This window comes from Nocardia sp. NPDC050793 (assembly GCF_040654065.1).
Classification (GTDB): domain Bacteria; phylum Actinomycetota; class Actinomycetes; order Mycobacteriales; family Mycobacteriaceae; genus Nocardia.
Genome location: NZ_JBFAHG010000015.1, coordinates 1 through 21,089, shown reverse-complemented (window position 1 = coordinate 21,089; position 21,089 = coordinate 1). Strand labels below are relative to the sequence as shown.

At 65.6% G+C, this 21,089-nt stretch carries 20 protein-coding genes and 1 pseudogene; 14 read left to right on the top strand and 7 right to left on the bottom strand.

Going from position 1 to position 21,089, the window contains the following annotated elements:
- The first annotated feature begins 22 nt into the window (after window positions 1-22).
- The 7 genes and pseudogenes from AB0H50_RS33275 (at window position 23) to AB0H50_RS33245 (ending at window position 5,644) form a co-directional block, all read left to right on the top strand.
- Window positions 23-601: a TetR/AcrR family transcriptional regulator gene (locus tag AB0H50_RS33275; protein WP_357460627.1), complete on the top strand. Its 579-nt coding sequence runs from the start codon at window positions 23-25 to the stop codon at window positions 599-601.
- Window positions 602-695: 94 nt separating this feature from the next.
- A complete protein-coding gene (locus tag AB0H50_RS33270) occupies window positions 696-1,625 on the top strand; it encodes an acetoacetate decarboxylase family protein (protein WP_357460789.1) in 930 nt (309 codons plus the stop codon).
- Window positions 1,622-3,206: pseudogene (locus tag AB0H50_RS33265) on the top strand (succinic semialdehyde dehydrogenase). Before AB0H50_RS33270 ends, AB0H50_RS33265 begins: the two are co-directional and overlap by 4 nt.
- Window positions 3,207-3,251: 45 nt before the next feature.
- Window positions 3,252-3,935 carry a type 1 glutamine amidotransferase domain-containing protein gene (locus AB0H50_RS33260; protein WP_357460625.1) on the top strand — a complete coding sequence of 228 codons (684 nt, stop codon included), beginning with the start codon at window positions 3,252-3,254 and terminating at the stop codon, window positions 3,933-3,935.
- A gap of 160 nt (window positions 3,936-4,095) precedes the next feature.
- Window positions 4,096-4,593: a helix-turn-helix domain-containing protein gene (locus AB0H50_RS33255; protein WP_357460622.1), complete on the top strand. Its 498-nt coding sequence runs from the start codon at window positions 4,096-4,098 to the stop codon at window positions 4,591-4,593.
- Window positions 4,594-4,613: 20 nt separating this feature from the next.
- On the top strand, window positions 4,614-4,967 hold the full coding sequence (locus AB0H50_RS33250) for a hypothetical protein (protein ID WP_357460619.1): 354 nt from the start codon (window positions 4,614-4,616) through the stop codon (window positions 4,965-4,967).
- Window positions 4,968-5,218: 251 nt separating this feature from the next.
- On the top strand, window positions 5,219-5,644 hold the full coding sequence (locus tag AB0H50_RS33245) for a hypothetical protein (RefSeq protein ID WP_357460616.1): 426 nt from the start codon (window positions 5,219-5,221) through the stop codon (window positions 5,642-5,644).
- A 190-nt stretch (window positions 5,645-5,834) separates the two neighbouring features.
- On the opposite strand, the gene AB0H50_RS33240 is transcribed toward AB0H50_RS33245, so the two are convergent.
- Together AB0H50_RS33240 and AB0H50_RS33235 are read right to left on the bottom strand one after the other, a co-directional pair.
- A complete protein-coding gene (locus tag AB0H50_RS33240) occupies window positions 5,835-8,021 on the bottom strand; it encodes a hypothetical protein (protein WP_357460613.1) in 2,187 nt (728 codons plus the stop codon).
- Between the two features lie 684 nt (window positions 8,022-8,705).
- On the bottom strand, window positions 8,706-9,614 hold the full coding sequence (locus tag AB0H50_RS33235; RefSeq protein ID WP_357460610.1) for a class I SAM-dependent methyltransferase: 909 nt from the start codon (window positions 9,612-9,614) through the stop codon (window positions 8,706-8,708).
- Window positions 9,615-9,914: 300 nt separating this feature from the next.
- Here AB0H50_RS33235 and AB0H50_RS33230 point away from each other — a divergent pair, with 300 nt between their 5' ends.
- The 3 genes from AB0H50_RS33230 (at window position 9,915) to AB0H50_RS33220 (ending at window position 12,455) form a co-directional block, all read left to right on the top strand.
- Complete coding sequence (locus AB0H50_RS33230) at window positions 9,915-10,328, top strand: SDR family NAD(P)-dependent oxidoreductase (RefSeq protein ID WP_357460608.1); 414 nt, start codon at window positions 9,915-9,917, stop codon at window positions 10,326-10,328.
- A gap of 103 nt (window positions 10,329-10,431) precedes the next feature.
- Window positions 10,432-11,478, top strand: coding sequence for a 3-oxoacyl-[acyl-carrier-protein] synthase III C-terminal domain-containing protein (locus tag AB0H50_RS33225; protein WP_357460605.1), 1,047 nt, complete (start codon window positions 10,432-10,434; stop codon window positions 11,476-11,478).
- Window positions 11,479-11,480: 2 nt separating this feature from the next.
- Window positions 11,481-12,455: a hypothetical protein gene (locus tag AB0H50_RS33220; RefSeq protein ID WP_357460603.1), complete on the top strand. Its 975-nt coding sequence runs from the start codon at window positions 11,481-11,483 to the stop codon at window positions 12,453-12,455.
- A gap of 160 nt (window positions 12,456-12,615) precedes the next feature.
- Here the strand turns inward: AB0H50_RS33220 and AB0H50_RS33215 are convergent, their stop codons facing one another.
- The 4 genes from AB0H50_RS33215 to sigJ all read right to left on the bottom strand — a co-directional run bounded on the left by AB0H50_RS33215 (window position 12,616) and on the right by sigJ (window position 17,166).
- The gene (locus AB0H50_RS33215; RefSeq protein ID WP_357460601.1) at window positions 12,616-13,308 is read right to left on the bottom strand and encodes a class I SAM-dependent methyltransferase; all 693 of its coding nucleotides are present in this window, start codon (window positions 13,306-13,308) and stop codon (window positions 12,616-12,618) included.
- 211 nt (window positions 13,309-13,519) lie between these two features.
- Complete coding sequence (locus tag AB0H50_RS33210) at window positions 13,520-14,764, bottom strand: IPT/TIG domain-containing protein (protein ID WP_357460599.1); 1,245 nt, start codon at window positions 14,762-14,764, stop codon at window positions 13,520-13,522.
- A 416-nt stretch (window positions 14,765-15,180) separates the two neighbouring features.
- Complete coding sequence (locus AB0H50_RS33205; RefSeq protein WP_357460597.1) at window positions 15,181-15,981, bottom strand: response regulator transcription factor; 801 nt, start codon at window positions 15,979-15,981, stop codon at window positions 15,181-15,183.
- 294 nt (window positions 15,982-16,275) lie between these two features.
- A complete protein-coding gene (gene sigJ / locus AB0H50_RS33200; protein ID WP_357460594.1) occupies window positions 16,276-17,166 on the bottom strand; it encodes an RNA polymerase sigma factor SigJ in 891 nt (296 codons plus the stop codon).
- A gap of 135 nt (window positions 17,167-17,301) precedes the next feature.
- Here sigJ and AB0H50_RS33195 point away from each other — a divergent pair, with 135 nt between their 5' ends.
- The 3 genes from AB0H50_RS33195 (at window position 17,302) to AB0H50_RS33185 (ending at window position 19,302) form a co-directional block, all read left to right on the top strand.
- Window positions 17,302-17,886: an NAD(P)H-dependent oxidoreductase gene (locus tag AB0H50_RS33195; RefSeq protein ID WP_357460592.1), complete on the top strand. Its 585-nt coding sequence runs from the start codon at window positions 17,302-17,304 to the stop codon at window positions 17,884-17,886.
- Window positions 17,887-17,896: 10 nt separating this feature from the next.
- Window positions 17,897-18,364 (top strand): nuclear transport factor 2 family protein, encoded by a 468-nt coding sequence (locus tag AB0H50_RS33190; RefSeq protein ID WP_357460590.1) that lies wholly within the window; start codon window positions 17,897-17,899, stop codon window positions 18,362-18,364.
- Window positions 18,365-18,660: 296 nt separating this feature from the next.
- On the top strand, window positions 18,661-19,302 hold the full coding sequence (locus tag AB0H50_RS33185) for a DoxX family protein (protein ID WP_357460587.1): 642 nt from the start codon (window positions 18,661-18,663) through the stop codon (window positions 19,300-19,302).
- A gap of 20 nt (window positions 19,303-19,322) precedes the next feature.
- Here AB0H50_RS33185 and AB0H50_RS33180 read toward each other — a convergent pair whose 3' ends face one another.
- A complete protein-coding gene (locus AB0H50_RS33180; RefSeq protein ID WP_357460584.1) occupies window positions 19,323-20,174 on the bottom strand; it encodes an AraC family transcriptional regulator in 852 nt (283 codons plus the stop codon).
- 140 nt (window positions 20,175-20,314) lie between these two features.
- On the opposite strand from AB0H50_RS33180, the gene AB0H50_RS33175 reads away from it, so the two are divergent.
- On the top strand, window positions 20,315-20,860 hold the full coding sequence (locus AB0H50_RS33175; protein ID WP_357460582.1) for a peroxidase-related enzyme: 546 nt from the start codon (window positions 20,315-20,317) through the stop codon (window positions 20,858-20,860).
- Window positions 20,861-21,089: the final 229 nt, after the last annotated feature.

Here is a 21,089-nt window from a genome sequence, read left to right as displayed (position 1 = left end):
AGCCTAGGAAGGGATGTAAGCAGTGTCAACTTCGGCGAAGAGTGGTTATCATCACGGCGACCTGCGAGCCTCGCTCCTGACCGTGGCGATGCGCATGCTCGAAGCGGGTGAGACGTTCTCGCTGCGCGCGGTCGCGCGCGAGGCGGGCGTCTCGCCGACCGCGCCGTATCGGCACTTCGCCGATCGCGACGCGCTGGAGTCGGCGCTGGCCGCGCAGGGCCTGCGCGACCTGAAGGCGGACCTGATCGAGGGGCGCGAGTTGCCTACGGCCCCGGCGGAACTCGGCGAGTTCGCGGTCACGTATGTGGAGTTCGCCCTGCGCCGCCCCGCACTGTTTCGCCTGATGTTCGGCAACCCCTGCGACAAAGATGAAGAAGACCGGGTCCGGGCCGCCGAGGAGATCCACGAACTGCTGCGATTCGCGATGACGCAGGTCTTCCCAGATGGCGACCACGAAGCGCTGGCCTCGGCGGGCTGGGGCTTGGCCCATGGGCTGGCCTGCCTGCACCTGGACGGCAAACTGTCGGCGGACTCCGGTCGCGAAGTGGCCGATCGCGTGCGCGCCGCTTTCGCCGCGATCCTGTCCATGCACGCGGGATAGGGGATCCGCCGCTCCACTCGGGCGAATGTTGACAGCGCTTACATCCTTGCTTAGCCTCGTCGATGTAAGCAATGTCAACATTCAGGAGATGGCTATGGCGCCGACTACGCAACAGACGATCACCGTCGATCTGGGCGCTCGTTCGGTCGAGGTCCCGAAGGGCGGCCTGTACGACCGCTACCGCATGAACACCGACCTGGACGCCGTCGCGGCCGATCCGCGCGTGCCCGGCATCGATTTCTTCCGGCAGCTGCCCAAGGCCAGAGTCGACTCCCCGATCGGCCCCACTTGGACGCCGAACTTCTACTACCGGATCTCCACCGCACGCTTGACGATGGTCGCGCCCGCGCGTGCGATCCGGTCGAGGCTGCCGCGCGAGCTGGCTCCGCTGGAGCTCACGCCGGGCCTGGGACTGGTCTCGGTGATGTTCTTCCGCTACGACGTGTGCGACATCGACTTCTACACCGAAGCGGCGGTCGGCATCGCCGTCAAACCCGTCCGCCACGGCGGCCTCGGTGTGGTCGACCTGCTCGCCGGACTGAAGAACGATCACCTGCACTCCTATGTCCTCTCGCTTCCCGTCAGCAGCGACATCGCCCAGGTGCGCGGCCACGACGGCTACGGATTCCCGAAGTGGGTCACCGACATCGGGGTCGACATCGACGACACGCGCGCCGCGGCGCGGGTCGCGAACGCGGACGGCGGCATGGACGTGAGCTTCTCCGCGCGCACCCCTCGCCAGGCGGCGCTCGCCTCGGGCGAACAGGTCTCGAGCCTGACCTCGTACACGACGATCAACGGGGCGTGGCACTCCACGCTCAGCCAGACCAACGTCCTTGCGGCCGGGGCCGCACGCCTGCCCCGGGGTATCGACCTGCGACTCGGCACCGGCCGGGTCGCCGACGACATCCGTTCGCTGCGACCGATCGGAACGATCCAGCTCGACGTCGTGACGGAGGCGCAGAACGCCCTGCACATGCCGGTCCCCACGTCCGTCCGGAACCTCGACGGAGCCCTGCGATGACCATCGACCACGCCGCGGTGCACGGCCCCGGCCTGCCTGTCACCCTCACCGCGTCGCTGATCGGGCGGCTGACCTCACTGGTCGCGGCAGCCCCGGACGCTGCCCGCACGGTCACGACCGCCCCGTACACGGGCCGGCCACTCGCCGAGTTCCCCGTCTCGACGCCCGGGGATGTCGATGACGCGTTCACGCGCGCCCGCACCGCCCAGGCCTACTGGGCGGCCATCCCGGTTCGCGAGCGCAAGCGAATCCTGTTGCGCTTCCACGACCTCGTGCTCGAGCGCCAGCACGAGGCACTGGACCTGATGCAGGCCGAGAGCGGCAAGACTCGCCGCGATGCCTTCCTCGAGGTCACCGACATCGCCATAACCGCGCGCTATTACGCCCGCAGCGCCGCCGGACTGCTGGCGCCGAAGCGGCGGCGCGGCGCTATCCCCGTGCTTACCCACACCACTGAGTTGCGCCATCCGAAGGGCGTCGTCACGGTGATCTCGCCGTGGAATTACCCGTTGAGCATGGCGGCAGGCGATGCGATCCCGGCCCTGATGGCAGGCAACGCCGTCGTGCAGAAGCCCGACACCCAGACCGCGCTCACCGCCCTGTGGGCCCTTGACCTGATGCGCGAAGCCGGATTACCGGCAGACGTGTGGCAGATGGTGATCGGCCGTGGCAGTTCGATCGGCGAGGCGCTGATGGCGGGCGGCGACTACATGATGTTCACCGGATCCACCGCCAGCGGACGGCAGATCGCCCGAGGCGCCGGCGAACGGCTGATCGGCGCATCCCTCGAGCTCGGCGGGAAGAACGCGATGATCGTGCTGGCCGATGCCGATATCGACCGGGCCGCCGACGGGGCGGTCGCCGCGTGCTTCCCGTCGGCGGGTCAGCTGTGTGTGTCGATCGAGCGGCTCTATGTCGCCGAGCAGATTCGCGAGAAGTTCGTCGGCTTTCGCCGAGCGCACCCGCAAACTGAATTTGGGTGCCGCGTACGACTTCTCCGTCGACGTGGGCTCGCTGACCAATCCCGGCCAGCTCGAAACCGTCACCGCACATGTGGCCGATGCCGTCGCCAAGGGGGCGACCGTCCTCGCCGGTGGCCACGCACGGCCTGATCTGGGGCCTTTGTTCCACGAGCCGACGATCCTGGCCGACGTCACCCCCGAGATGACGCTGTTCGCCCACGAAACCTTCGGCCCGGTGGTGTCGATCTACCCCTATCGCGAGGTCGACGAAGCGATCGCGCTGGCCAACGCCACTCCGTACGGGCTCAACGCCAGCGTCTGGTCTCGCGACGGCGCCCGCGCCCGGGCAGTCGCCGCCCGGTTGCACGCCGGAACCGTCAATGTCAACGAGGCCTTCGCGGCCGCGTGGGGCAGCATCGACGCGCCGATGGGCGGCATGGGCGATTCCGGTCTCGGTCGCCGCCACGGCGCCGACGGGCTGCTGAAGTACACCGAGGTACAGACCGTCGCGCAGCAGCGCCTGCAAGGCTTCGACCCACCGCGCGGTGTCGACCACGATCAGTGGTACCGAATCCTCACCTTCGCGCTCCGGACATTGCGGCGCGTAGGTGCACACTGAGTCCGAGGACCACGTGACCATAGCGACGCCCAGAGGAGATCACGCATGACCAAGCGCATCTTGAACGTCGTCACCAACGTCGGCCACTACGACGACCCGTCCCACCCCACCGGACTGTGGTTGTCCGAACTCACCCATGCCTGGGATGTGTTCGCCGAGTATGGATTCGAGCAGACTCTCGTCAGCCCGGCCGGCGGCCCCACTCCGTTGGAACCGCGCTCCCTGAAGTTCCCCAGCTACGGCAAGACCGCCAAGGCCTGGCACGACGATCCGGCCCGGATGGCGCTGCTGGAGAACACCGCCGCGCCCGAGGAAATCGACTCGGCCGATTACGACGCCATCTACTTCACCGGCGGGCACGCGGTCATGTACGACTTCCCCGACAGCGCGGGCCTGCAACGCATCACCCGAGAGATCTACGAACGCGGCGGCATCGTCGCCTCGGTCTGCCACGGCTACTGCGGCCTGCTCAACACCACACTCTCCGACGGCACCTACCTCGTCGCCGGACGCAAGCTCACAGGCTTCGCCTGGCAGGAAGAAGTCCTGGCCCGAGTCGACAAGCTCGTGCCCTACAACGCCGAAGCGGAGATGAAGAAGCGCGGCGCGCGCTACGAGAAGGCCAAGCTGCCGTTCATCTCCTACGCCGTGGTGGACGGCAACCTCGTGACCGGACAGAACCCGGGATCGGCCAAGAAGACAGCGAAGGAGATCGCCGCCCGGCTGTGACTCGTCCACTGGGTTGTTCGATCGAAATGCGGCCGACGGTCCGCTCGCCGGCCAGGGAACGCCGTTTGGTCAACGCACTCGGTTGATGTCGATGGTTCGGGCGTGAGTTTGGAAACGATCGTTCTTGACTAGATGTTCCCAAATTGGGTACCGTGGCGACATGGCGCGACCGAGAACATTCGATGAGGCTGCTGTCGTCGAGTCCGCGGCGGAACTGTTCGCCCGGCGCGGGTTCGACGCCGTGTCGATCGACGACCTCGTCGGCCAGCTGGGCGTCCACCGCCACAGCCTGTATCGCACGTTCGGAAGCAAGCGCGGGCTCTATCTGCGGGCGCTGCGAGCGACACGGAAACAGAACCTGTACGCGCTCGCCGCCGCCGACGATCCACTGCAAATCCTCTACGCCGCAGTGGTTTCCGAGGGGATCGGCAGTATCGATCTGCTGCTGATGGCGGCGATCGAGCAGGGCGCGGCTGACCCCGAAGTCGCCGCCGAGGTCACGGGCGCCTTCGCGGAACTCGATGCGGTCACCGCGGCGCTCGGCGACGGAACGTTGTCGACCGCAACGTTGCTGGGACTTCGGCTGCGCGCCCGCGCCGGTGACGACGTGGCCGGCATCGCGGACGAGTTCACCAGACGAACACAGACCGATCAGTAACACGAACGAAGGAGAACGACATGGCCGAAGTCAGCATCGACGGCAGGGATCTGGTGGTCCGCATCGAAGGCCTGGACAAGCTGTGGGCGTTGAAGAGCCGCTTGGTGATCCCGCTGGCGAACGTCCGTGGCGCGACCGCCGATCCGGGAATCATCAAGGAGCGCAAGGGCATCCGAGCACCCGGCACGCATCTACCCCGCGTGATCACGGCCGGGACTTTCCACATCGACGGGGAACGAGTGTTCTGGGACGTCCGCGACCCCGACAAGGCCGTGGTCGTCGCATTGGCCGACGAGCAGTACGCACGGCTGGTCCTCCAAGTCGACAACCCCGCCGATGTGGTCGCGCTGATCGAAAGAGCGTGCGCGCGATAAAGATTCGCCTGAGCTCGCCGAGGTGGCTGTCATGAGCGTTTCGGCGCAGGAAACGACCACCTCGGCGAGGGGAGCGCCGCCGGCCCCCGGACCCGCCGCGCGGCGAACGACCTGCATTCCGGATGTTACAGTGATTTCACTAACGCAACTACTGTGGTAACAACGGCTGTCGGTGACCCGACAAACCGGGCATGACTCTCAATCGCAAGCAGCTGCAACAGTTTTCGGCCCGCGCCGGTGTCATCGCAGCGGTGACCGCCGCCGGGGTGGTCGGGCTCGCGGCGCCATCTACCGCTATTCCGCATGACCCGGGCTTTCCGTTCTCGCCGACCCTGACACGCCTGGTTCCGACCAGCTGCTCCGCGATCATCGACGCAGTCACCGTGCAGCAGGAGAAGCCTGGCACGTTCGGCGTGCGGGTGAAGGTCACCCAGACCGGGGAGGGCTGTGCGGACTGGAAGGTCGCTGTGCGCTTCAAGAACCTGGATACCGGGTACGCGGACGGGCAGCAGCACCGCGTCGTGAACGGTGTCGTCCAAAACACGGTGGACGGCGTGATCGTCGGTTTCGGCACGGCGCCGGGCGTCGGCCGGGTGGAGGCTCGGATCGTCGCGCTGGACTCGAACGACAGAGAGATGGAGCAGATCTCGGGTACGGCGGCGTTCACACTGAGCTGAGCGAGTGTGCCGTGTCCAGTGATCGCTGGACACGGCACACTCGGCGGTCGGCGGGAATCCGGATCACCACCCCGATGTCGCGGGCGCGCACCTCGTCGACATCCCAATCCGCCCGCCGCAACAGCCGCCGCCCAGAAGCGCCCCGGCTTTTCAGCGTGCAGGCACTTCCCGGCGTTCCGTGATCGACGGATCAGATATCGATGAGATCTGTTGCGAGATTGGTCAATTCGTTCTTATACGTCGAAATGACGCCGACCATGGAGGCGGATTGGGATTCCTGCGTCTTGATGATGGTTTCGAGGACCATCACCTTCCGCCGAAGTTTCGCGATCATCCGCGCCTGATCGCTGATCGTCGTCGCTTGGTCGCGGATGACCGCCGCCGCACTGTCGCCGGCGGCGGGCGCGTTCCCGTCGGCCAGGACGACTGGACTCGAATACCTCACCAGGTCCCCGGTTCCGGTCGGCACCGAACCCACTTCCTTCTCGGACTCGAGAGCCGACACGTCTTCGGCGACTGCTGCTACTTCACTCTCGGCGGGATCGGCCTCGTCGTCGACCACGTGCTCGATGTCACCGACGGCTTCACCGTCGACTACCTTCTCGCTTTCCACAATCGCCGCCTCTGCCACGGCCACCGGCTCTTCCTCCGGCTCCGCCGTGTCCTCAACCGCGGACACTTCTTCGACTGCCGCTGGCACTTCGGTCACCTCCGCCTCGAAGGGCTCGGCCTCATCCACCTCTTCAGCTACGTCGATCGCACTCACGTCGGCCACGGTCTCGTCCGCGGCGAACGTCTCGCTATCGGCGGCCTCCACCTCGGCGACCGCTTCGGTTTCGGCATCCTCCGCGCCGTCGGCTGTTGCTTCTTCCCCGGCGGCGACCGCCTCCACAACCACTACCGCCGACTCCGGCTCGGCCTCGGCCAGCTCGACTTCGGGCACGACCTGCTCCTCGTCAACCACGGACTCGGCTTCGACGACCTCTTCACCTTCGGCAACAGGCGGCTCCGTCATCTCTGCCTCAGCCACCGGCCCCTCCTCCGGCTCCGAAGCCTCCTCGACCGCAGGCGCTTCCACGGCGGTCGGTTCTACTTCGGCCACTTCCAACTCGAGGGGCTGGGTCCGACCCTCTTTTTCAGCTACCTCAACGGCATCCACCTCTGCCTCGGTCTCGTCCACAGCGGGCGCCTCGCTTTCAGCAGCCACCTCGGCAACAGGTGACTCCGTCGCCACAGCTGCCTCGACCTCGGCTGGTTCGGCGACAGCTGCTTCGACCTCGGCTGGTTCGGCCTCGGCTGGTTCGGCGACAGCTGCTTCGACCTCGGCTGGTTCGGCCTCGGCTGCCTCGACCTCAGCTGCCTCGACCTCAGCTGCCTCGACCTCAGCTGCCTCGACCTCAGCTGCCTCGACCTCAGCTGGTTTGGTCTCAGCTGCTTCGGCCTCGGACGCAACCGGATCGCCCACTTCTGCGACGACATCCACCTCGGCCGATGTATCGGACTCGACGTCCGAACCGCTTTCAGCTACCGCCTCCGCATCCGAGGCGCCGTCCGTGACCGCCTCCTCGTCGTCCACCACCCTGGACTCGCTTTCGCCGACATCGCCATCTGCGGTGACCTCGACTGCGGCCTCGGCATCGGCTTCACCCTCGGCGACAGCCTCGCCTCCAGTAGCCACTACCTCCGATTCCTCGGCAACCTCGTCGGCGTCAACAGCCGACCCGGCTTCCGCAACCTCACCTTCGGTTGCTGTTTCCGCTTCAGCGTCGACGGCAACATCACCGGCATCCTCTGCCGCCACCTCGGTCTCAGCAGCAGCTCCGCCCTCCGCAGCCACCACCTCCGATTCATCGGCCGCGTCCACAACCTCGACTGCCGTTGCGGCGTCGACAGCCGACTCGGCGTGCGGCACTTCACCTTCGCTCGCAGGCTCGGTATCGGCTGCTGCCTCCTCCTGCTCGGCTGTGTCCCCTTCTACTTCGGCCTCAGCGACAGTTGCTTCGACAGCCGGTTCCTCGGCGGCGGACTCATCCTCGACTGCCGTGGCTTCGACCTCGGCAACCGACTCGTTCTCGACAACCGAGGATGCGGTTGCCTCGGGTGCCACGTTTACGATTTCCTCTCCACCTTCGGCAACGGCCTCGCCCTCGGCCACCGCCTCCTTCGGTGCTTCACCATCAGCAACCGTCACGTCTTCCTCGGCTACCGGTTCGCCCTCGGCTGACACCGCGTCGCCCGCGGCGGCAGACGCTTCGACCTCGGCCACGGTAGCGGTCTCCTGCTCGGCTACCGCCCCCTCGCCTGCGGTAGCTGTCGTCGTCTCCTCGGCGGCGGCCGCGTCGTCCGTGATCGTCGCCCGGTCGTCGGGAGTTGTCATATCTGCCTGGCCTTTCGAAAAGTTGTGGTCGATCTCCGGCTCGTCGTCCCGGCGGGTAGGCCGCCTTCGCACGTCACCGAGGTTGTCGCTGTCCGAATCCCGCGGTGCCGGTGTGTAATTCGGCGGAAGCGCGTGGACATTGGTCGGTGCCTGGGAGCCCTGATCACCAACCGCCGGCTCGTCTCGAGCGGCTTCACCCGGTCGCGGCACTCCGCGAAGGCGTTGCGCGGCCCATCTCGCGAGACTCCACAACCCGAACCGGCCGCCGAGCACGGGCCGCTCCAACGAAGCCATCACTGCCACACCACATCCCAGGTCTCCAACCAGCCCGAACGCCGGTACTGTAACGGTCGTACACGAGGTCGGCGAGACAAACTACGAATGCTTCAGCCAGTCGTGACCTGCCCGAGATCCGACGCGACGGCGTAGCGCGGAATCGTGTGGATTGAGCAGATGTAAACCGTGGCAGGCGTGTGCAATCCGATTCGGAGTGCCGGTGAACGATGTTGTAGTAGGCGCCGGGTCAACAACGAAACCTGTGGTCGCGGCCCGCGCCGACCGGCCGCCGGTTGCTGGTGCTCGTGATGCGCGTGACACGACCACGCCGCCCTGACGAACACATCCGTTCGCGCGCATCACGCCCTGTTTGCCAGTGAAGCCGACCCGGCGGCTTGTCCTTTGGGTTCACCGGTGCTTCTCGGCGGATACGTAGCCCGCCTGCCGCATCCGGTCGAGCAGCTCGTCGGGCAGGTCGGCGGGCAAGTCGGTGATCGGGCGGCCGTAGGTGGCGGCCAGGTCGAAGGGGGTGGCGCGGTCGACCGACCAGCCGTGCTGAGACAGCCATTCCCCGGGTTCGGCGCGGGCGTCGTCGTACCACAGGTCGCGCACGTTCAGATTGCCGAACGGGTTGCCGCTGCTGCCGAAGAACTTTTCCTCCATGTCGAAGTGGCGCTGGTCCAGGCCGCGGCCGAAGTCGTCGGTGGCCACGCAGCTGCCGGGCGCGGACAGGGCGTCGATGCGTTCGAACAATGCGTCGTGTGCCGAACCCGGCAGGAACGGCAACAGCCCCTCGGCCGACCACGCTGCCGGCTGCCCCGGATCGAAATCCGCGGTAGTGAGCGCCGCGGGCCAGTCGTCGCGCAGATCGACCGCCAGTGCACGCCGATCGGCCGTGGCAACGGCACCGTGATCGGCGAGCACCCGGTTCTTGAACTCCAACACGCGTGGCTGATCGACCTCGAAGACGACCGTGCCCGCGGGCCACTCCAGCCGATACGCTCGTGCGTCCAGACCGGATGCCAGGATCACTGCCTGCCGCACACCCCGCTGCCACGCCGCGGTGAAGAACTCGTCGAAGAACTTTGTCCGAACCCCCATGAACCGCCCGAACAGACCGACCGTGCCCGCCGACGCCGGGTCGTCCAGCATCCGCAGAAAGTGCGGTTCACCCGCGGCCTCGACAAACCACGCCGCGTAGTCGTCGTGGATCATCGGCTCGCGATCGATCGTCTCGAGTGCGCGAAACGTGGCGACGCCCAGGGCGGTCAGACCCACGCTCGTCACGATGTCCCAGCTGTCTCCATCCGTTCGCATCGATATCACCCCATGGTGTCAGCGATCATCAGAGCCGTGCTGAAGCGGAGCAAACGCCCCGCATCCATCCCATCGATCTTCCTCCCATGGAGAACCTCCGGGCAACGCCCGAACCTGCGTCCCCGAATGACACCGCGGGCGGAGGGCGTATCCCAAGTACATGGCACTATCGGGCGTTCCACGATCATCACGCGCTGTCGCTGTGCCCACTTCGAACGGAAAGCCATAACTCCAGGTCACACGCTCACTTGACGACTTTGCCGGAGCCCTGGCCGACCGCTTCTACGTCGTTGGGGGCCTATGGTTGCCGGATATTTTCCGAATTCGGAGCCGTTGCCGGGTGTGGTGTTGAGGCGCCGCTGCCGCAGAGACGGATATGTGCCGGAGTTGGATTCGACCAGAAAACGTGGACCGGGCGCCACACTGCCTCGAGCTGGACGGTTGCTCAGTATCGTTCTAGTGCATCGTGTTCGGGGAAAGCCGAAGGATTTGGTCCGGGCGCTCGTGTCGGCAGTCTGTGACGAAATTTCTGTGGCAGGGTGGTCGGCTGTGAAGACGATCCTGGTCACGGGGGCGACGTCGGGTATCGGTGCGGAGTCGGCATGCCAGTTGACGGCGGAGGGGGACCGGTTTGTGCTGGTTGGCCGGAACCTGGAGAAGCTTGCTGATGCCGCGAGGCGCGTGCGGTGCGCGAGGGCAGCGCGAGGCCGGTAGGGCCGACCGGGTAGCCGCAGCGGCGTGACGTTTCCACGACTGCGTTTGTCGCCGAGCGCGACACAGGATCTTTGTTGCCGAACCGAAGCGGAAAGCAGGGATGATGCGTACGCGTTTCGAGTCGATCGGTGCCTACACACCGACAACTGTCCGCTCCACCGAGGATCTGATCGCCGAGCTGGCCGTGCCGAAGTCGTTGGACATCGAGCGGATCACGGGAATCCGGAATCGGCGGGTCTATGACAGTCATCCGGACCGGTATGAATCGTCCTTCGACTTGGCGCTGCACGCGATCGCCGACTGTCTGCGGCACTCCGGCTACGCCGTCGACGAACTGGATGTCATCATCTCGGCCTCCATCACCCGCACCCGCGGCAAGGGAATCTTCTGTTATGCGCCGTCTTTCGCGATGATGTTGGGTCGTGCGATCGGTGCGGACGCAGCGCGGTGTTTCGATGTGTCGAACGCGTGTGCCGGGATGTTCACCGCGGTGATGGTGCTGGATCGGATGATCAAAGCCGGGGTTGTGCGTAATGGTTTGGTGGTCAGCGGGGAGCAGATTACCCCGATCGCGGAAACCGCGGTGCGGGAGATCAGCCAGCCGTATGACCCGCAGTTCGCGTCGTTGACCGTCGGGGACGCCGCATCCGCGGTCGTCCTGGACGGTCGCGGCGACGACGATGACGAGATCCATTACGTCGAACTCATGACCGCCGCCGACGGCGCCGAGCATTGCCTGGGGATGCCCAGTGACCACACAGGTGGAATGGCGATGTACACCGACAACCGGGCCATGCAGAACGAGGCCCGCTACCAGCAGGGCATCAACCGGCTGGCCGATTTTCTCGCCGAGACCGGGCGCAGCTGGGACAGTGAGAAATACGACTACTGGATCCATCACCAGTTCAGCGCACCCGCGATCGGCTACATCTCGGATTTGACCGAGCGGCATTTCGGCACGCCGATGCCGCAAGCGCTCAACGTGCTACGCGACTACGGCAATACCGCCTCGACCTCGCATTTCCTGGTACTGCACGAGCATCTCGCGCAACAAAAGATCCCCAAAGGGTCGAAGATCCTCATGATCCCGGCGGCTTCGGGAATCGTCTCCGGATTTCTCGCCGCGACCATCTCTCGCTTGGAGGCATGAGCATGGCAACGACGATCATCTCGGCCGCGACGAACTCCGACCCCGACACCGGCAGCTACTTCGAACTGGCTGCACGCGCGGCGCGCACCTGCGTGCAGCGTGCGGATATCGGCCTCGGCGAGATCGGAGTGCTGATCAACACTGGGGTATTCCGCGACAGTAACATCTGCGAGCCCGCGGTAGCGGCGCTCATTCAGAAGCGGATCGGGCTGGGCCTCGCTTACGAGGCCGGGCGGGCGCCGACACTCTCCTTCGACCTGATGCAAGGCGCCACCGGTCTGCTGCACGCCATCGTGACCGCCGACGCTTTCCTCGCCACCGGCGCGGTGAAGTACGCGTTGCTCGTAGCGGGCGATGTCCATCCCTCCACTGAGCGCGACGTCACTGATTTTCCCTACAGCAGTGGTAGCGCCGCACTGCTGCTCGGAAGCTCGCCTACCGCGGGCGGATTCGGTCGGCTGCACACCTGTGAAATCCCCGGCCCGGTCGACCCGATGGCCTGGGTGGATCTGGATGAAGCCCGCACCGACGGTCGTCGCGTCATATGTGTTCGTGCCGGTGCGCAGGACCCGGTCGATCTGGCCGTGGCGGTCGTGCGCTCCTGCGTGGATGAGCAGGGACTCGACGGGAGCGATTTCGCCGAGGGGCAGGCCCTGCTGCTGGTGCCAGCCCACGTGTCCGGATTCCGCACCCGCTTGGCGAACATTCTCGCCATCCCGTCGCGGTCGGTGATCGGTTTCGCTCCATCGGTCGGCGTTCCCTATACCGCGGCCCCGGTGCACGCCTACCTGAACGCGTTGGATGTGGGTCTGCTCGACGCCGCGCGCACCGTGATCTTTCTGGCAGCAGACGGGGTATCGGCAGCCTGCCTGGCCTACCACCCGCAGTCGGTATCGCCCACGCCTGAAAAGCGCACGCCTTCGGGGCGAACGCACGATGCTGACACACCCGGTCGAGCCGCCACCGGAGTCTGTTGATACCCACGAAAGGCGCACGTAGCGAGTGGATTACGTTGGTCGGAGGGCGGCTGGGAACGTGATCGCCGCTACATCGGATGAGCGTCGGGCCGGGAGAGCCCGGGCACTTGGATGCCTGACGCATCCGGCCCGGGCAACGCACCCCGCGATCCTGTGTGGATCAGTCCAGATGGGCCGACAGCAGCCAGGCCGGAATCGACTTGCGGCCACTGGGCTCGTCGCGCATGCCCTCGAACCGGAAACCCGCGTCCGCCGGCAACTCCGCAGGCAGATTGCCATGGATTCGCGCCGGCCTGATCTCATCGATCACCCAGTACTGCGACACCACCTCGCGAAGCTCGTCGGCGGTGACCGGCGATGGCCCCGGTTCCGGTGCTTCGGGCAGGGCGGCCCGGTCGAACACCAGAACGAAATACGACGCGCCCGGCGCGGCGGCGCGCGCAATGGACTGCTGATAGCCCTCCCGCGACTCGACCGGGATCGAATGGAACAACGTGCTGTCGACGATGGTGCCGAAGCGGCCGTCGTAGCCGGTGAAGGAGGCGATGTCGGCGACCTCGAAGGAGGCGTTGCCGAGGCCGCGCCTGGCGGCCTCGGCGCGGGCCAGTTCGACCGCGGTCGGCGACAGATCCAGGCCGACGGTGGTGAAACCCCGCTCGGCCAGATACAGCGAGATCGCCGCCTCCCCGCATCCGACATCGAGGACATCGCCATGGAATCTGCCCTGCTCGATCAGCGCGGCGAGTTCCGGCTGGGGTTCCCCGATACTCCACGGTGGTTTGACGCCCGGCCCGAACAGGCCTCCTGTACCTCGGTAGATTTCTTCGAATTCGAAATCATGAGGGGTAGTCATAGCCCACGAATATCAGAGAACCTGGTACATGTTCGGGACGTGGCCCGCGACGCGCTTGGACTGGTCAGGAGCCGGTGCGGCGGCGGCAGAACGGGGCATCGTTTGCCGGAACAACAACTACAACCGATGGGACCGGCCCGTGGATTCGGGTCGGTCCCATTGGTGATCGCATATGCCCTGGCCCTGGAGTGAAGCCGGTGAGGGGGTGCGGTCAGATGTAGGTGTAGGAAACGCCGATACTTGTTCCAGCCGCGGTGGTGACCGTGACCGGCACCGTGCCGGCCCCCGCGGGGGTCAACGCGATGATCAGGGTGTCGGAGAACACGAAATAGAATGCCGCCGGAGTAGCGCCGAAACTTACCGCGGTAGCACCCGTGAACCCGGTACCGGTCAAAATCACCAACGTTCCCCCGACCGACGGCCCTGAATTCGGGCTGATCGAAGCCACGACGGGAATCGCAGGAACAGATCCGTAGGTGAACGGCAGCCCGTTACTCGTCCCCGCCGCGGTGGTGACCGTCACCGGCACCGTACCGACCCCCGCAGGAGAAACCGCGGTAATCTGCGTGTCCGATACGACCGTGAACGAAGTTGCCGGCGTAGCACCAAAACTCACGCCCGTGGCACCGGACAGACCCACACCGGTCACAGTGACCGTGGTCCCCCCAGCCGACGGCCCCGAATTCGGAATCAGCAAAAGGAGGATCGGAAGCAGCACATACGTGTAAAGAACCCCGTTACTCGTACCGCCTGCTGTGGTGACGGTGACCGGCACCGTGCCCAGACCTATCGGAGCGACCGCGGTGATCTGCGTATCCGAATTCACCGTGAACGACGTCGCCGGAAGAATACCGAAAAACACCGCAGTAGCGCCGGTGAACCCGGTACCGGTCAACGTGACCGTAGTCCCGCCGGTCACCGGCCCCGAAGTCGGACTGATCGACGTCAGCGTGGGAACCGGCACATACGTGAACGGGACCCCGGCACTCGTACCGCCTGCTGTGGTGACCGTGACCGCCACCGTACCCGTCCCGGCAGGAGACAACGCAACAAGCAGGTTGTCCGACAACACGAAATACGACGTTGCCGCAGTAGCACCGAAACTCACCGCAGTAGCACCGGTGAACCCGGTACCGGTCAAGGTGACCAAAGTCCCGCCGGTCACCGGGCCCGAACCCGGAATGATCGAAGCCACAGTGGGAACCGTGGGAACCGAAACGTAGCTGTAGGGAACGCCGTTACTCGTACCGGCCGCAGTGGTCACAGTGACCTGCACCGTACCCGATCCCGGCGGAGCGATCGCGGTGATCTGCGTACTGGAATCGATGGTGAAAGTGGTCGCGGTCGTACCGAACCGCACGGTCGCGGGACCGGTGAAGTCGGTACCGGTGATGACCACACCATTGAACCCCGAAGCGGGCCCCGATGTCGGCGAAAGCGAAGTGATAGTAGGCATGACGCTGCCTCCTTGCTGACGTGGTGAAAGGGTGATACGAGGTGAATAGCGCTCCATCTGCACCCCGGGTACCGACTCTCGTCATCGCCGGGCTCTATCCAGTAACGCCCCAGCACCGGCACTCGGACAATGAATCCTCGGATCCGTTTTCCAATGAACCCGGATCCGGACCGACGCTCGCACTGGTCGGCTAGTACTCCAGCATCACTGCGTGATGTTGTGGGGTAGCAAAGGGTTTCGTGCTGGTTGACGAGGGTCTGGCCACGCGGACGGCTGGGCCGGGGGAGTTGTTCGCGCGGGTGGCAGGGCGGTTTCAGCGGGCCAGAGCCGCGGTGCGCGTGTGCCACCGCGGCGACATCGTCAAGATCAAATAATTTGGCGGGCTGGTTTCAGCTACCCGGATCCGGATAGATCGGTCACTCGGACGGAAGGCAGTTGTCCGGGAGGGATCGGATTCTGTGCCCGAGATGTTCGGCCACGTCTGCGCGTTGAGTCACGCCGAGCTTCTCCAGGATGTTGTGCACATGATTCTTGACGGTGCATACTTCGATTCCCAAGCACGCGGCGATCGCGCGGTTGCTCAGGCCGAGCGCGATGTGATCGGCGACCTCCGACTCGCGGGCGGTCAGCAATGGGCGTGAGCGGCGCAGACGATTTTCGTTGGCAAGCGCGGCGACTCGGCGCATCAGTCCGGCCGCGATCACCGGTGAGCACAGTGTTTTCCCTTGTGCCGCATGCCGTATCGTCGCCATGAGATCGTCGATAGATCCTTCGCGCGGGACGTATCCGACCACCCCTGCTTCTGCACAGTCGACGACATGCTGCTCGGTTTCCGGGAGCGCGAGAGCCACGATCTTGGTCTCGGGGAATTCTCTGGCGTACAGACGTGCGCTTGCCGAACTGTTCACCGCGGACATGTCCAGCAGGAGAATGTGCGGGACGACTTGACGGGCGAGGTGGAGTCCTTCGACGGGATGCTCGCACGTGGCGATCTCACCGATGCCGCCGAGCGCGGTTAGTACCGCCGCCAGCCCTTCGCGGTACAGCCGGATCGGCGAGACGATGACTATCCGCAAAGCGGATTCTTCACTTCGATGAACTGCGTGGGCCCCCTCGAACATCCCCCTCAGCACCCCTTCGTGAAGCCCGGCATCAGCAGAGCAACAAGGATCTTCGCGCTCTCCAGGCCGGTAGCCGAACGGATTCAGCGACGCCATCATTCCTCCTCGACCGCGACTAGGATTGCGTCCACCTTCACCTCGATCGCCCCCAGTGGCGCTGCCTCCTTGTTGCTGGTCCTCTGTACCTGGGGGGTGCCCGACCTATAGCTGCCCGGCTCCATACCATTAAGGCCCTTGGACTGGCACCCGGGCAATCTTTTTCAGATTGCTGCCGCGCAATGAGGATGTGGCCCTTGGTCTTATGCCGGTGCGGTGATGGTGGGCGGGCAAGCGCGGCGCGACGCGATTGGGTTCGCGCTGCTACTGCGCTTCGACACCCAGCGGGGCAATTCAGCCAGCCGTCCAGGGCCGCAGCTTCTCCGGATTCCGGATCACCCAGATGCGAGTGATCCGGCTGTGGGCGATGTCGAAGGCGTAGACCGAGACGATGGTGTCGTCCAGCTGTGCGACCAAGCCGGGCTGGCCGTTCACCGTGCGCTCCAGCAGGGTTAGCTCGGCGCCGCGGGCGGCGATTTCCATCCAGGCGTGGGCGATCTGCTCACCGCCGGTGATCGGGGCGCGGAAGGTCAGGGCCAGGCCGCCGCCGTCGGCCGTCGCGGTCGCTTGCGGGTCGAGCAGGTCGATCAGGGCCTCGATATCGTTTGTCTCCCAGGCTCGCTTGAAGTCCCGGACCACCTCGGCGCGCTCGCTGGTCGATGGGCCCCGCGAGGTGTCGATGCGGCGGCGGGCGCTGGAGGCGAGCTGGCGGCAGGCCGCGGGGGTGCGGCCGACGACCTCGGCGACCTCGGCGAAGGAGTAGCGGAACACGTCGTGCAGGACGAACGCCACCCGCTCGGCCGGCGTCATGGAATCCAGCACGACGAGAAAAGCCATGCTGATCGACTCGTCAAGGGTGATCCGGTCGGCGGGATCGGCCGGGACGGGACCACCGATCCATTCGGAATGGCCGGGTACCGGCTCCGGAAGCCATTCGCCCACATAGCGTTCCCGCCGGGCGCGCGCCGAGCCGAGCAGATCCAGACAGATCCGGCCGGCGACCGTGGTCAACCACGCGCCGGGCGCTGCCACCTCCCGCCGCTGCCGCTCGGTCAGCGCGTACCAGCGCGCGTAGGTCTCCTGCACCACATCCTCGGCTTCGGCCAGCGAGCCCAGCAGCCGGTAGGCGAGATTGATCAGCTGACGGCGTTCGCTGATCACCGCGGGCAGGTGCGGGTCGGTCATGGTCGGCTCCTCCGGTCTGTGCGTCCCTCACCGACATCGACGAATCAGAGACCCGATTTGTCAGGCGGCCTGACATTCCCGACGGCTGTGTCGTCGGAAGGTGGTAACCCGTTCAGCAAAGCAGGAGTTCCGGACATGACCAGAATCGGCATCATCCTCGGCAGCACCCGGCCCAACCGCAACGGCCCGCAGATCGCCCAATGGGTGCTGGATTCGGCATCGCAGCGCGGCGACGCCGAATTCGAACTGATCGATCTGCGCGACCACCCGCTACCGCATCTGGACGAGCCCGCGCCGCCGATGTTCGGCCCATCGGTCCATGAACACACCCGTGCCTGGGCCGAGCGGATCGCCCCGTTCGACGGCTTCGTGATGGTGACCCCGGAATACAACGGCGGCGTCCCCGGAGTGCTGAAGAACGCCATCGACCATCTGTTCGCGGAGTGGACCGACAAGGCGGTCGGATTCGTTTCCTACGGCGCGGGTGGCGGCGCCCGCGCCGTAGTGCAACTGCGGACGGTCTGCGGCACGCTGGGCATGGCGGATGTCGGCTATCAGGTCGCGATCTCGCTGCTCACCGATTTCGAGAACCACACCACCTTCACACCGCGCGATCACCATGCCGCCGCTCTGCAGAAGACGCTGGATCAGCTCATCGCCTGGAGCACCGCGCTCGCACCGCTGCGGGCGGGCGCCGAAACCGCTCTCGTCAATTCCTGAGGAGCCAATCATGACCATGCCCAACGCCTTTCAGTCACGCGCCGACCGCATCGAGTCCGATGAAGCCGAGCTTCGCAGGCAAATCGACAAGGTAGTCGAAGGACTGCGAGCCAAGGATCTCGAGGCCCTGAAGCAGCTCTACACAACCGACGTCGTGTCCTTCGACGTCGAGCCGCCGCTCCAGCATGTCGGGACAGCGGCGAAACTCGAGAACTGGGCGAAGGTGTTTCTGTTCTTCGAGAGCGTGACCTATGAGGTTCGCGACCTGACGTTCACCGTCGGCGATGACGTGGCATTCGGGCACGCCTTTGCTCGTCTCAGCGGCACGCTGAGGAATGGGACGGCAACGAGCGGCATGTGGGTCCGGGTCACCTACGGAATGCGGAAGATCGACGGCACCTGGTTGATCGCACATGACCAAGTCTCGGTGCCGCTCGACATCGAGACCGGCAAAGGCGTCGTCGATCTCGAGCCCTGACGGGTCGCAGAAGTGCTGCCGGGGCCTCACCGCGCAGGCTTTCCTACTAGCTTCCGGCTGAACAAGACACACGCACGACAGGGTCGTTCGTCATCGTCGGCGGATATGCCGGTGTGATGGCGGCCTCTCGTTCGACCCAGCCCGACGACGTGACGGTGATGGTGAGCAATGCACGCCTGCTGTTCTTCCCGCGGCCGGGTCTGCACCAGCGCTCATGAGCGGGACCGACGATGCGGTCGTCGGCCACATAGAGAACCTCTAGAGCACATCAGATCTACTCGACGAAGAAGGCTGAAATGCACACTCCAACAACCACAACGTCACAGCAATCGACTGCCGAGAAGTCAGCCCTGGTCGCACGAAGCGACCTGAACCGGGGCCGGATCCGACGAATCGCCTTTTGGGCCACCACGTTTGTCATTGTTTTCGAGTTGGTTGCGGGATCGGTGTGGAACCTGCTGGCGATCGAATGGATAGAAATTCAGTTGCACCACCTGGGTTACCCGCACTTCTTCGCCTACGTTCTGGGTGCGTGGCAGGTCGGTGCGGCCGTCGCGATCGTTGCGCCGGGGTTGCCCGTGATCAAGGAATGGGCGTACGCGGGTGCCTTTTTCCTGTGGTCGGGTGCGGTGGTGTCGCATCTGGCAGTCGGCGACGGTGTCGAGTCGTGGTCGGGGGCGCTGGTGTTCGCGATGTGCGCTGTCGCGTCGTGGATGCTGAGGCCGGCCGACCGCCGGCTCCCGCAGACACGGCTGCGTCGGGACCGCACCGCCGGCGCCGGACAGGTCGGGGCCGGTCTGCCAGGAATCCGCTCTCGCGATTGGGCCGTTGCGATCGGGCTCCTCGTTCTTCTGTTTGCCGTTTCGTTCCTCACGCTGCCCGCGGTCGAAGACGTCATGCACAAGAATGCAGTTGAGCTCGGCTGGATCGACGAGTAGCGGCCCTGATTGCCGCTGGCTCAGAGAGCAGTCGCCAGCCACGCGCGCGGTGAGCATCCCACTCTTTGGGTGAATGCCCGCGAGAACGCCGGAGGGTTGGCGTACCCGAGTTCCGTGGCCGTGCGAGCGACTGAGGCGCCTGCGCGGAGCCGATCCTGGGCGACCGTGATCCTCCACCCCGTCAGGTATTCGGCGGGCGGCTGCCCCACCATCTCCTTGAACCGGGCGGCGAAGGAACTGCGGGACATGCGCGCTTCGCGCGCCATCGTCGCGAGCGTCCATGGCCGCCCCGGCGACTCGTGGACGGCGGCGAGCGTACGGGCGAGGCGTTCATCGCAGAGCCCGGTCAGCAGACCGGTGGGCAGCGCAAGCTCGTCGGCGTGGTCGAGAATCCAGCGGAAGAGCTGGATGAGGACAACTTCGAAGAGCCGATCGGCCAGCACTCGTTCGCCGCACCGCACATTGTCGATCTCGGCGAACAGCAGATCGAGCGCTGGTTCGAGGGTGCCGACGGCGTTCAGCGGGAGCACGATCACGGCAGGGAGCGTCCGCACCAGGGGATGGGTTGGGCCGCCGTCGAAGTCGAGTGTCGCGCAGGCGAAGTCGGAGTCCTCGGTGGGCGCGTTGTGGAAGGCGTGCTCGAGCGGGCGTGGGTAGAAGAGCAGGCTGGGCTGATCGATCTGTTGCTTTTCCAGCCGACCGCTGACGCCTTGGTGCGTCACTTGCATCTCACCGCATCGGAGCACGTGCAGGAAGCCTCGTCCTTGCTGTGCGTCGAAGGTCGTTACGCCACACAGCGGTCCCGTATGGAACAGGCGGGTTCGCACCCGGAAGCGTTCGAGTAGGGGCGAGAGCCGGTCGAGGGAAGCCACATACCAAGGATGCCAGACGATCTGGTAGGAAATCGAGATGATATGACTCAATCAGTCCGAGTGGTCCTGGAAGTCTGAGAGTGCGTCGCCCGGCAAGACACTGCGGGGCGTCGTCCGAATCACGACCGAAGGAGCACTCCATGTCTCTCGTCCCCTTTGTCGAGCGCGAGTCCGCGACCGGAACCGTCAAGGACCAGCTCGATCGAATCCATGCCGCGTTCGGCACCGTGCCCGCGATGTTCCAAGCCGTCGCGAACTCGCCTGCCGCTCTGACGAGCATGTGGGCTTCGTTCGGCGCCTTCGGCGGCGGTGCCCTCGGGCCGGCGCTCAGCGAGCAGATCGCCGTGGCCGTCGCCAACCGAAACTCCTGCGAGTACTGCCTGGCAGCGCACACCGCTCTCGGACAGAAGGCCGGAGTGAGCCGTGCGGCGCTGGAAGCCGCGCAAACGGGCCAGTCCGATGACCCTCGGACTGCGGCACTCCTGGGCTTCGCGCTGAAGCTGGTCGAAGAGCGTGGCCAGGTCACGGCAGAGGACGTGGAGGCGGTCCGCGATCAGGGCTGGAGCGATGAGCACATCGTCGAGGTCATCGGGCAGGTCGCACTCAACCTGTTCACCAACTACATCAACATCGCCCTCGCGGTCCCGGTCGACTTCCCCGCGGTGGGTCTGCGGCGGGCCAGCTGATGTTCCGCCGTCGCCGACCAGAAGCTCCCATCCCATCAACGTGATGGCGTGGATGGCAGCCCTGACCATCGCGGCGATCAACTCGCCGTGGCAAGAAGGGGCGCCGAGGTCGTAGATCGCTCCGCGGCGGGGGCCCGGGCACAGGGCGCCCCCCCCCCCCCCCCCCCCCCCCCCCAAGGTTGTTGTGGGGGGTGGTAAAAATAAAGTGTAAAGAAAAAAACAACAAATA